8 protein-coding genes are annotated in these 10,968 nt (G+C 68.1%); 7 read left to right on the top strand and 1 reads right to left on the bottom strand.

The genetic code is table 11. The features are described 5' to 3' along the window. The first annotated feature begins 14 nt into the window (after positions 1–14). The 6 genes from KY661_RS06515 to KY661_RS06490 all read left to right on the top strand — a co-directional run bounded on the left by KY661_RS06515 (position 15) and on the right by KY661_RS06490 (position 10,046). The gene (locus KY661_RS06515; RefSeq protein WP_225409377.1) at positions 15–5,267 is read left to right on the top strand and encodes a MupA/Atu3671 family FMN-dependent luciferase-like monooxygenase; all 5,253 of its coding nucleotides are present in this window, start codon (positions 15–17) and stop codon (positions 5,265–5,267) included. A gap of 17 nt (positions 5,268–5,284) precedes the next feature. Next, a complete protein-coding gene (locus KY661_RS06510) occupies positions 5,285–6,259 on the top strand; it encodes a fumarylacetoacetate hydrolase family protein (protein WP_225409376.1) in 975 nt (324 codons plus the stop codon). A gap of 43 nt (positions 6,260–6,302) precedes the next feature. Further along, positions 6,303–7,574, top strand: a complete 1,272-nt coding sequence (locus KY661_RS06505) for a CCA tRNA nucleotidyltransferase (RefSeq protein ID WP_225409375.1) — start codon at positions 6,303–6,305, stop codon at positions 7,572–7,574. A 58-nt stretch (positions 7,575–7,632) separates the two neighbouring features. Beyond that, positions 7,633–8,679: a tRNA 2-thiouridine(34) synthase MnmA gene (gene mnmA / locus KY661_RS06500; RefSeq protein WP_225409374.1), complete on the top strand. Its 1,047-nt coding sequence runs from the start codon at positions 7,633–7,635 to the stop codon at positions 8,677–8,679. Positions 8,680–8,808: 129 nt separating this feature from the next. After that, a complete protein-coding gene (locus tag KY661_RS06495) occupies positions 8,809–9,657 on the top strand; it encodes an SPOR domain-containing protein (RefSeq protein ID WP_225409373.1) in 849 nt (282 codons plus the stop codon). A 26-nt stretch (positions 9,658–9,683) separates the two neighbouring features. Then, the gene (locus KY661_RS06490; RefSeq protein ID WP_075010845.1) at positions 9,684–10,046 is read left to right on the top strand and encodes a cupin domain-containing protein; all 363 of its coding nucleotides are present in this window, start codon (positions 9,684–9,686) and stop codon (positions 10,044–10,046) included. 33 nt (positions 10,047–10,079) lie between these two features. Here the strand turns inward: KY661_RS06490 and KY661_RS06485 are convergent, their stop codons facing one another. Next, a complete protein-coding gene (locus KY661_RS06485) occupies positions 10,080–10,682 on the bottom strand; it encodes an EF-hand domain-containing protein (RefSeq protein ID WP_398577148.1) in 603 nt (200 codons plus the stop codon). A 102-nt stretch (positions 10,683–10,784) separates the two neighbouring features. Between KY661_RS06485 and KY661_RS06480 the strand changes: the two genes are divergently transcribed. Then, complete coding sequence (locus KY661_RS06480; protein ID WP_075010847.1) at positions 10,785–10,967, top strand: ribbon-helix-helix domain-containing protein; 183 nt, start codon at positions 10,785–10,787, stop codon at positions 10,965–10,967. The last annotated feature ends 1 nt before the right edge of the window (position 10,968 follow it).

Raw genomic sequence — 10,968 nt, 5'->3', positions numbered from 1 at the left:
GCCCAGAAGAACTCATGGCAGAGCTGTCCAAGCAGGACGTCACGCTCTGGGTGGAAGGCGAGCGGTTGAAGTACAGGGCTCCGAAGGGGGCCCTGTCGCCGGAGACCCTGAGCCTGCTCTCCACCCACAAGGCGGCGCTCCTGCCGTACCTCCGCCGCCTCGCGGCGGAGGGGGAGTCCGTGCATCCGCTCTCCCATGGGCAACAGGCGCTCTGGTTCGTGCACCAGCTGGCGCCGGACAGCTCCGCGTACAACACGGCGCTGTCCATTCGCGTTGTCTCCGAGCTGGACGTCCCCGCGTTGCGGCGCGCCTGCCAGGCGCTCATTGATCGCCATGGCGCGCTGCGGACGACGGTGGCCACCCACCAGGGGCAGCCGATCCAGAAGGTCCGCCAGCGGGCCGAGGTCCACTTCGAACAGGTGGACGTTCCGGGCATGGAGCTCGATGCGCTGAAGCAGCTGGTGACGCGGACCTACCAGGCGCCGTTCGATCTGGAGCGGGGCCCCCTCATCCGCGTTCACCTGTTCACGCGGGGTCCCAAGGACCACGTGCTGCTGCTCTCCATCCACCACATCGTCTACGACGGGTGGTCGCTGATCGTGCTCGGCGACGAGCTTTTGCGGCACCTCTACGCCGCGGAGAAGGCGGGGGTTCCCTCGAACCTTCCGCCTCCGCCGGTGACGTACGTGGACTATGTCCGCTGGCAGTCCGAGATGCTCGCGGGCCCCGCGGGACAGCGGCTGTGGGAGTACTGGTCCAAGCAACTGGCGGGCTCTCTGCCGGTGCTGAACCTGCCCTTCGCGCGTCCCCGGCCCGCGGTGCAGGGGTACTCGGGGGCCTCGATTCTGGTCTCGCTGAACGCGGCGCTGACCCGGCAGCTGAAGACGCTCTCCGAGCGCGAGGGCTCCACGCTGTACACCACGGTCCTCGCGGCGTTCATGGTGCTCATGCACCGCTACACGGGCGAGGAGGACATCCTGCTGGGCTCGCCGACGCTCGGACGGACGCAGCCCCAGTTCTCACGGGTCGTGGGCAACTTCATGAACATGATTCCCCTGCGGGGGAATCTGTCCGGCAACCCCACGTTCCGGGACTTCCTCGGGCAGCTCCGGCAGACGGTGGTCGGTGGGCTGGCCCACCAGGACTTCCCGTTCCACCTCCTCGTGGAGAAGCTGAACCCGGAGCGGCACTCCAACAGCTCCCCCATCTTCCAGTCCGTCTTCATGCTGCAGCCCGCGCAGCAGGGGAACATCTACGCGGGAGATGAAGCCAACCCCGCGATGCCGGGGGGGCTCGTGCTGCGGCCCTTCGAGATTCCGCAGCAGGAAGGGCAGTTTGACCTGATCCTGGAGCTGACGGAGACGGACTCGGGCCTGAACGGCATGCTGAAGTACAGCACCGATCTGTTCGACGCGGCGAATGCCCAGCAGATCCTCGGCAACCTGGAGACCCTGCTGGAGAGCATCGTCGAGGGGCCCGGGAAGCGCCTGTCCGAGCTGTCGGTCCTGAAGCCCTCCGAGCGGCATCAGGTGCTCGCGGCTTGGAACGACACGGCCGGAGACTTCTCCCGGGACGTGTGCATTCACGAGACGTTCGAGGCGCAGGTTCAGAAGGCCCCGGATGCCATCGCGCTGGTGTCCGGGAACAAGACGCTGACGTACCGCGAGCTGAATGAGCGCGGGAACCGCCTGGCCCACCGCCTGCGCGCGTTGGGGGTGGGGCCCGAGGTCCGCGTGGGGCTCTGTGTCCACCGGGGCCTCGACATGGTCATCGGAATGATCGGCATCCTGAAGGCAGGGGGCGCCTATGTGCCGATGGACCCCACGTACCCGGCCGACCGGCTGGCCTTCATGCTCACGGACTCGCAGGCGCCGGTGGTGCTCACCGAGTCGCGGCTTCAGCAGCACCTGCCGGACACTGGGTCGAAGGTGGTGTGCCTGGATGCTCCGGAGGAGGGGACTTCAGGAGCGCTGGGCACTCCGAAGAGTGGGGTGGGCGCCGGCAACGTGGCCTACACCCTCTACACCTCGGGCTCCACGGGACGCCCCAAGGGCGTCATGGTGTGCCACCGGAACGCGGAGAGCTTCTTCGCGGCCATGGATGCGCCCCTGGACAGCCAGACGCGGGGGACGTGGCTCGCGACGACGAGCATGTCGTTCGACATCTCCATTCTGGAGATCCTGTTCTCGCTGACCCGTGGCTTCCAGGTCGTCATTCGCGGAGAGCAGGGCGCGGGCTTGCCCGTCGGCGACAGCCACCGCAAGCCGCCCGAGTTCAGCCTGTTCTACTTCGCCAGCGATGAGCGGGAGAGCGTCAACGGCAAGTACCAGCTCCTGCTGGAGGGGGCGCGGTTCGCGGATCAGCACGGCTTCACCGCCGTCTGGACGCCCGAGCGGCACTTCCATCCTTTCGGCGGAATCTTTCCGAACCCGTCCGTCGTCAGCGCCGCCCTCGCGGCCACGACCCGGAACATCCGGATCCGCGCGGGCAGTGTCGTGCTTCCGCTCCACAGCCCCATCCGCGTCGCCGAGGAGTGGTCCATCGTGGACAACCTCTCGAATGGACGCGTCGATCTCTCCTTCGCCTCCGGGTGGCACCCGAACGACTTCGTGCTGGCCCCCGAGCGCTATGCCGATGCGCGCAGCGGCCTGGCCGGTCAGATCGAGACGTTCAAGAAGCTGTGGCGCGGCGAGCAGGTGAACTTCCGTAACGGGATAGGCAAGGACGTTCCGGTCCAGTCCCTTCCCCGGCCCGTTCAACCCGACGTCGCGGTCTGGCTGACCGCCGCGGGCAATCCCGAGACCTTCCGCGCCGCCGGAGAGCTTGGGACGAACATTCTCACCCACCTGCTCGGCCAGAACCTCACCGAGCTGGCGAAGAAGATCCAGATCTACCGGGATGCGTGGAAAGCAGCGGGTCATGGCCCTGGAGAGGGCCACGTCACCCTCATGCTGCACACGTTCGTGGGAGACGATGCCGCCGAGGTCCGTCAGAAGGTCCAGGGGCCGCTCCGGCAGTACCTGAAGAGTTCCGTGGGCCTGCTGAAGACCGTCGTCGGGCCGCTGGCGCACGGTGCGGATTTCGACTCGCTCAGCGAAGCGGACATCGATCTGCTGCTGACGCGGGCGATCGAGCGGTACCAGGATCAGATGGGTCTGTTCGGTACCCCCGAGAGCTGTCTGCCCATGGTCGCCAAGCTCCGGGACCTCGGCGTGGACGAGATCGCCTGCCTCATCGACTTCGGTGTGGACCGCGAGTCGACGCTGGCGGGACTCCGTCACCTGAACGAGCTGCGTGAGCGGAGCACCCAGCAGGCGCAGCCCGAGGAGATCACAGCGCTGGTGGCCCAGCACGGGGTGACGCACTTCCAGTGCACCCCTTCGATGCTGCGCATGCTCCTCCTGGAGCCGGGAGGCACCGAGGCGCTCCGGCCGCTGAAGAAGCTCCTCATCGGTGGCGAGGCCTTCCCCGCAGCGCTGGGGCGGCAGGTCCGGCCCCTGGTGGGCGGCGAGATCCTCAACATGTACGGGCCGACCGAGACGACCATCTGGTCGTCCTTCCACCGGCTGCAGCCGGATGAGGCCACGCTGCCCATTGGCCGCCCCATCCGGAACACCCGGATGTACCTGCTGGATCGCCACCTGCAGCCCGTTCCCGTGGGAGTTCCCGGGGAGCTGCTGATTGGCGGCGAAGGAGTGGCCCGCGGCTACCTCGACCGTCCCGAGCTGACGGCCACCCGGTTCATCCCCGATCCCTTCGGTTCCGAGCCGGGGGCCCGCCTGTACCGGACCGGCGATCTCGCGCGCTACCTCCCGGATGGGCGCATCGAGTTCCTGGGCCGCATGGACCAGCAGGTCAAGGTCCGTGGGGTTCGCATCGAACCCGGCGAGATTGAGTCCGCGCTGCGCCTGCACCCGGACATCCGCCAGGTGGCGGTGGTGGCCCGGGCGGATGCGGCGGGCGAGGCGAGCCTGGCCGCCTATGTCGTGGCGGGCCCGGAGGCCCAGGTGGCCCCATCGGATCTGCGGCGCTTCCTCAAGGACAAGCTGCCGGTCACGATGATCCCGGACCACTTCATCCGCTTGGAGGCGTTGCCGCTGACGCCCAACAAGAAGCTGGATGTCCGGGCGTTGCCTGCCCCCGATGCGCCTCCGGCGGAGCTCTCGGTGGCGTACGTGGCGCCGCGGGATGCGCTGGAGCTGGAGCTTGTCGCGCTCTGGGAAGAGCTGTTCGATCTGCGCCCCATCGGCGTGGCCAGCAGCTTCTTCCAGTTGGGTGGGCACTCCCTGCTGGCGGTCCGGCTGATGTCCCGGTTGCGCGCGAAGTTCGGCCGGCAGTTGCCCGTCTCGATGCTGTTCCAGGCTGACACCATCCAGCGCCTGGCGTCGGTGCTGCGCCAGGAGGGGGTGGCCGGGGCCCGCTCGCCGCTCGTGCGGATCCAGGAGACGGGCGATCAGCCGCCTCTGTTCTTCATGCATCCGACCGGTGGCGACGTGCTCTGTTACGCGCCCCTGGCGCGGCAGCTGGGCCCCAAGCAGCCGTTCTATGCGCTGCAAGCGCTGGCGGATCAGGAGGCCGAGTCGATCGAGGCGATGGCGGCGCGCTACCTGGAAGAGGTGCGCAAGGTTCGTCCCCAGGGGCCGTACCGCCTCGGGGGTTGGTCCACGGGAGGCATTCTCGCGCAGGCCATGGCCCGTCAGTTGGAGCAGGCTGGAGAGCAGGTCGAGCTGCTCATGCTGCTGGAGACGTGGTCCCCCATGGTCTACCAGCGGACGGAGGGGGCTCCGGCCCTCATGGCCTGGTTCGCCACGGATCTGCTCGGAGGCGCAGCCGCATCGCAGCTTGAGGCTTCGAAGCTCGAGACGCTCGATGAGGCGGCGCAGCTCGACTACCTGTTCGATCGGGCCAATGCCCTGGGCGCGTTGCCCGGGGTGGAGCGCTCCGAGATGGAACAACGGTTCCAGATTTTCGCGAAGAACGCCCGGGCCCTGTCGCGGTACCAGGCGGACGCCTACCGGGGCAAGGTTCTCTTCCTGCAAGCCGAGGAGGCGGCCACCCCTTCGGCGGACGCGCTTCCGGAGCCGAAGGCCAGCTGGGGTCCGGCCCTGGAGCAGGTGCAGATGTTCCGGATGCCGGGGAACCACTACACCATGCTGCAGAGCCCTCACGTGCGCGCGGTCGCGGACCGGATGGCGAGCGCCCTGGCGCAGCTCAGCGCGGCCACCGAGCCGTCACAAGGTGTTGCCCGGGCCGCGTCCGCGCGGTAACCCCACGAGGTTTTGCCATGGGAATTCATGTCGCGAGGTTCAAGGCCGGGGACACGGAGCAGTGGGGATGGGTTCGGCAGCAGGAACTCCTCCCCATCCCTGGCCAGTACGCCTCGTTGGCTGAGTTCCTGGGCGAGGGGGCCGTCCGGGCCCGGGAAGTGGCCGCGTCGGGCAAGGGCGCGGTCATTCCCCTGAGCCAGGTGGAGTTGCTCGCGCCCGTCACGGCGCCCTGCAACATTGTCTGCCAGGGCCAGAACTACCGCAGCCACATGCTGGAAGTCGGGCAGGACCCGGACGCGAAGAACTTCAACCAGTTCTTCCGCAAGGCCTCCTCGGCGTTGACCTCGGCCCGGGGCGACATCATCAAGCCGTCGCGGACCGGGATGCTGGATTACGAGATCGAGCTCGGCCTCATCATCGGCCGTCCCATCACCGGACCGGTGCAGGTGACGCGCGAGCGCCTGCACGAGTTCATCGCGGGGATCGTCATCTGCAACGACGTGTCCGCCCGCGACCTCCAGCTCTCCGAGGGGCAGTGGTACAAGGCCAAGAGCTTCCGGACCTTCTGCCCCGTGGGCCCGTACGTCTATCTGCTGGCGCCGGAGGACTCCGCGAAGCTGATGAACCTCCAGCTCGTGCTCTCCGTGAACAATGAAGTCCGCCAGGACTCGAACACGGGGGAGATGATCTTCCCCCCCGAGGCGACCCTCACGGAGCTGTCCGGCGTCATGGACCTGTTTCCGGGAGACCTCTTGCTCACGGGGACGCCCCGGGGCGTGGCGGCGGGCCACAACGCCACGAAGTCGCCCAAGTGGGTGCGGAATCTCGTCACCCGCTTCCTGTCCGCCCAGGAGCTCACACAGCTCGTCTTGAAGATGCAGGCCCGCAACACCGCCTATCTGAAAGCGGGCGATGTCGTCCGCGCCTCCATCTTCAGTCCGGATGGCGCCATTCACCTGGGGACCCAGGAGAACCGCGTCGCCTCGCCCTGAGGGGGAGATTGAATCCGGGGCGAGGCTCTCCTAAACCGGGGGCATGACGCTCGAGCAGCTCCACCGCGCGGACATTCCGCGTCCCATCCTCGATGTCCTCCACCAGCTGCGGGAGCGGGGCTTCGCCGTCTTCCTCGTGGGCGGCTGTGTCCGCGACATCCTCCGGGGGGTTGCTCCCAAGGACTTCGACGTGGCCTCCAGCGCGCTTCCCCAGGAAGTCCAGGGCGCGTTCAAGAAGGTCATCCCCACCGGCATCCAGCACGGCACCGTGACGGTCGTCATCGGGGGGAACCATGTGGAGGTGACCACCTTCCGCAGTGAGGGGGACTACCTCGACGGGCGCCGCCCCAGCTCGGTCACGTTCGAGCGCGACATCACCCGGGATCTGTCCCGCCGGGACTTCACCATCAACGCCATGGCCTATGATCCCATCGGCCGCGAGCTGGTGGATCCCTTCGGGGGCATGGAGGATCTCCAGGCGAAGCTCATCCGGTGTGTCCGCAGCCCCCTGGAGCGCTTCTCCGAGGATGGGCTCCGGCCCCTGAGGGCCGTGCGTTTCGCGGCGGTGCTCGGCTTCTCGCTCGATCCTGCCACCCGGGACGCGATTCCGCCCACGCTCCCCATCTTCAAGAAGGTGGCCTTGGAGCGGGTCCGGGAGGAGTTCGTCAAGCTGCTCCTGTCCCCCCGGGCCGAGCTGGGCCTGACGCTGCTTCAGGAGACGGGGCTCCTGGAGGTCTTCCTGCCGGAGCTCGCGGGGGCAGGGGAGGACGCCGCCCGTCTGGCCCGTGCCGCGGCCCAGGCGGCTCCGGCCGAGGTGGAGATCCGGCTGGCGGCCCTGCTGGCGGATCTCGTGCGAGGTGCCCCCGCCCGCGACATCGCCCTCCGGCTCAAGTTCCCCACCAAGACCGCCGACACCCTCGGGGTACTCACCGAGCATGCCTTCCTGGAGAACCGCACCGGGGATTCTGATCCCTCGCTCCGGAGGGTGCTGGCCCAGGTGGGCCCCGCGCTGCTGGAGCCCCTGCTCGCGGCCGCGAAGGCGCGGGTGGAGGTCCGGCAGCCAGACCGGCTCCCGGCCTTCTTGGGCCTCCAGGAGCGGCTGCGGGCCCTGCTGGCCGCGAAGCCTCCGCTGACCACGAAGGAGCTCGCGCTCTCGGGCAAGGACATCATGACCACCCTGGGGATCGGTCCTTCGCCTCAAGTGGGCGAGGCGACCCGGTTTCTGCTAGAGGCCGTGCTGGATGATCCCACCCTCAATGAATCCGAGCGGTTGAAGGGGCTCCTGAAGACCTGGCAAGCAGGGAAGGGCGCCTGAGAGGACGTGGGGGCACAACCCCTCAACTCCCGGCGGCTCCTGGGATAGGAAGGACGTCATGCGAGTTGTCGTTGCCATGAGCGGCGGGGTGGATTCCTCGGCCGCCGCCGCCCTCCTCAAGGAGCAGGGCCACGAAGTCATTGGCATCACCCTGCGGGTCTGGTCCTACGAGGGCAAGGCCCAGTGTGGCAGTTGCTGCAGCCCGGATGACATCGAGGATGCCCGGGCCGTGGCCCAGAAGCTCGACATCCCCTTCTACGTGGCGAACGCGGAGGAGATCTTCAAGGACCGCGTCATCAACCCCTTCGTCCAGTCGTACCTGGGCGGACGGACGCCCATCCCCTGCGTGTCCTGCAACCGGGACGTGAAGTTCAACTTCCTCCTCAAGCGGGCCCGGGCCCTGGGCGCCCAACTGGCCACCGGCCACTACGCCCGCGTCGAGCGCGAGGGGGACCGCCATGTCCTGCGCCGCGCCGTGGATCTGGCCAAGGACCAGAGCTACTTCCTCTTCACGCTCGGACAGGCGGAGCTGGCCGACGTGCACTTTCCCGTGGGCGGGATGACCAAGGCCGAGGTCCGCGCCATCGCCGAGCGCCACGCCCTTCCCACCAGCCAGAAGCCCGAGAGCATGGAGATCTGCTTCGTGCCGGATGGCGACTACGCGGGCTTCGTGGAGAAGGTGGCGGGGCCCCAGCCCTCCGGCGACATCGTCGATACCGAGGGCCAGGTGCTGGGCAGCCACGGCGGCATTCACCGCTTCACCGTGGGGCAGCGGCGCGGGCTGAACCTGGGCGGCGGCGAGGCCCGCTACGTCCAGCGCCTCGAGCCGGAGACGAACCGCGTCGTCGTGGGCACGGCCTCCGCGGCGGGGCGCGATGCCTTCGGGTTGCTCCAGCCGCATTGGGTCGATGCGCCGCCCCCGCCGGATCAGACGGTGGAGGTCCGCATCCGCCACCGCCACGCAGGCGTGCCCGGTAAGGTGGAGATCTCCGCGCACGGCCTGGTGTCCGTGCGGCTGGATGCGCCCGCCCGCGCGGTGACGCCGGGACAGGCCGCCGTGGTGTATTCGCAGGATCGCGTGCTCGGGGGCGGCTGGATCGTCTGATGTGGGCGTAGGGGGGCCGTGAATTTGACCCGCCTGGGAGCGGGGCGTACCTTCCGCGACGTTGGCGCTACAGGCCGCAACACGGGATCAGCCCGGCCGGAGCGCCCGCGCACGAGGAACACCACGACCATGCGGGACGCCCATCGGATGAAGGAGAAGTTCGACGTCTCTCTCGATAACCGGCAGATCGTCAGCCTGTTGATCGCCGGCATCATCGTGATGGGCGCCGTGTTCGTGCTCGGCGTGGTGGTGGGCAAGAACCTCGCGGGCAACGCCCAGACCGCCGGCGCCCCGGATCTGCTGTCCGCCCTCGATGCCAACGCGCAGGCGCTCCAGGAGGTTCAGAAGGAGCCGCCGCTGACCTTCCAGGATGAGCTGACGCGCAAGGCCGCCGAGCCCGTGGCGCCGCCTCCCGCGCCCAAGCCGGCCCCCAAGCCCGCTCCCGCCAAGCCCGTGGCCGTGGCCCCCACGCCGGCCCCGGCCGAGAAGCCTGCCCCCGCGGCGGAGACCGGGGAGGAGGTGGCCGCCAACGCCGCCGATGATGAGCTGGCCGCGCTGGCCGCCAAGCCTTCGCCTGCCGCCCCGGCCGCCCCTGTGGCCAAGGCGCCCGCTCCGGCCCCGTTGCCCGCGGGCAAGGTCGAGCAGGAGCCCACGCCCACCCGGACCGCCACGCCGCCCGCGGGGAGCCTCAAGGAGGCCATTGCCCGGGCCACCCAGCCGCCGGCCGAGGCCGTGAAGGGCGGAGCGTTCACCCTTCAAATCTCTGCCTTCCAGTCCCGCGAGGATGCAGACCGGTTCGCGGCCCGGTTGCGTGACCGGGGTTATGCCCCGTATATCCTCGCCGCGGAGGTGCCCAACAAGGGCACCTGGTACCGGGTGCGCATGGGGAGCTTCCCTTCGAAGGAAGCGGCCTCGCGGTACCTGGCGGACTTCAAACGTGAGACCCAGCTCAACGCGTTCGTGGCCGGCACGAACTAGGGCGAGCGGGAAGAATGAGAAGCGACATGACGACGACGAAGCGGGTGGAGAAGCCCTGGGGTTACGAGCTGATCTGGGCTCACACCGAGCGCTATGTAGGCAAGCTCCTACACGTCAAGCAGGGCCACAAGCTCAGCCTTCAGTTCCACAACCAGAAGGACGAGACCATCCACGTGCAGAGCGGCAAGCTGCTCTTCGTCGTGGATGAGGGCACGGGGCTCATCGAGAAGGAGATGAACCCGGGCGAGAGCTACCACATCAAGCCGCTCACCAAGCACCGCATGGTGGCGCTCACCGACTGCGACATCCTCGAGGTGAGCACCCCGGAGCTGGACGACGTGGTGCGGCTGGAGGACTCCTACGGCCGCGCCGGGACGAGCAAGCCGTAACCCGGAAGCCGGGGAGGGCAGGGCCCCAGCGCGTTAGTCCGCGTTGGGGTTCTTCGTCCAGCGGTCCACCTTGCCGTCGCCGTCCAGGTCATCGCCAATGCGGTCCACCTGGTCGCCCTTCCAGTACTCCCAGTTGTCCACCTTGCCGTCCCCGTTGGTGTCCCGCTCCTTGCGCACCAGCTTGCCGTTCTCGTAGTACACCCACACGTCCACCTGGCCGTTGCCGTCCACGTCCCGCTCGGTCAGCGTGTTGACGCCCTTCTCGAAGGTGAGGGTCGAGTCGATCCGGCCGTCGAAGTCCTGATCCATCGCCTCGCGGATCTTCTCCTCCTGCTCATCGAAGAACTGGGTGATGTCGACCCGGCCGTCCGCGTTGACGTCGATCTCCTTGCGGACCATGCGATCGCGCTCCTGGCCATCGGGGCCCTTGCCCGAGACGAGGTAGATCCACACGTCCGTCTTGCCGTCGCGGTTGAGATCCAGCTCCCGCACCTTCTCGCCCGGACGCTTGCCAGGTCGGGTGACGTCCCCGGACGCGTTGCCTTCGGTCTCGGAGGGGCCGGGTCCTGCCTGTTTTCCCGCGCACCCGGCGAGCCCCCCCAGGGCGCAGAGACCAATGTAAATCCATGATTTCATTAGGGACATGACGGCCTCACGGGGGCAGGGGAGCGCGGCGCTCGGAGGGCTGAACCAATGCCTTCACGAGTCACGTCATTCCATATAGTTTCACATATCGCCATGGCCCGAAAGAAGATCAGCACGACCATCTACATCACTCCCGAGCAGAACGAGCTGCTCAAGGCGCTGAACCAGAAGACCAAGGTGCCCGTGGCCGAGTACATCCGGCAGGGCATCGACCTGGTGCTGGAGAAGTACAAAGCGCAGCTGCCGGGCCAGGCCACTTTCGACGAGCTCTCGTAAC

The organism is Allostigmatella hybrida (assembly GCF_020103775.1).
Classification (GTDB): domain Bacteria; phylum Myxococcota; class Myxococcia; order Myxococcales; family Myxococcaceae; genus Hyalangium; species Hyalangium aurantiaca.
Note: the sequence above shows the minus strand (reverse complement) of the source record. Positions and strands in the feature narration are given on the sequence as shown.

Bases quoted from the DNA above. Each gene is read 5' to 3' on its own strand.
- KY661_RS06515 (WP_225409377.1), top strand. From the start codon at position 15: ATGGCAGAGCTGTCCAAGCAGGACGTCACGCTCTGGGTGGAAGGCGAG.
- KY661_RS06510 (WP_225409376.1), top strand. From the start codon at position 5,285: ATGGGAATTCATGTCGCGAGGTTCAAGGCCGGGGACACGGAGCAGTGG.
- KY661_RS06505 (WP_225409375.1), top strand. From the start codon at position 6,303: ATGACGCTCGAGCAGCTCCACCGCGCGGACATTCCGCGTCCCATCCTC.
- mnmA (WP_225409374.1), top strand. From the start codon at position 7,633: ATGCGAGTTGTCGTTGCCATGAGCGGCGGGGTGGATTCCTCGGCCGCC.
- KY661_RS06495 (WP_225409373.1), top strand. From the start codon at position 8,809: ATGCGGGACGCCCATCGGATGAAGGAGAAGTTCGACGTCTCTCTCGAT.
- KY661_RS06490 (WP_075010845.1), top strand. From the start codon at position 9,684: ATGACGACGACGAAGCGGGTGGAGAAGCCCTGGGGTTACGAGCTGATC.
- KY661_RS06485 (WP_398577148.1), bottom strand. From the start codon at position 10,682: ATGAAATCATGGATTTACATTGGTCTCTGCGCCCTGGGGGGGCTCGCC.
- KY661_RS06480 (WP_075010847.1), top strand. From the start codon at position 10,785: ATGGCCCGAAAGAAGATCAGCACGACCATCTACATCACTCCCGAGCAG.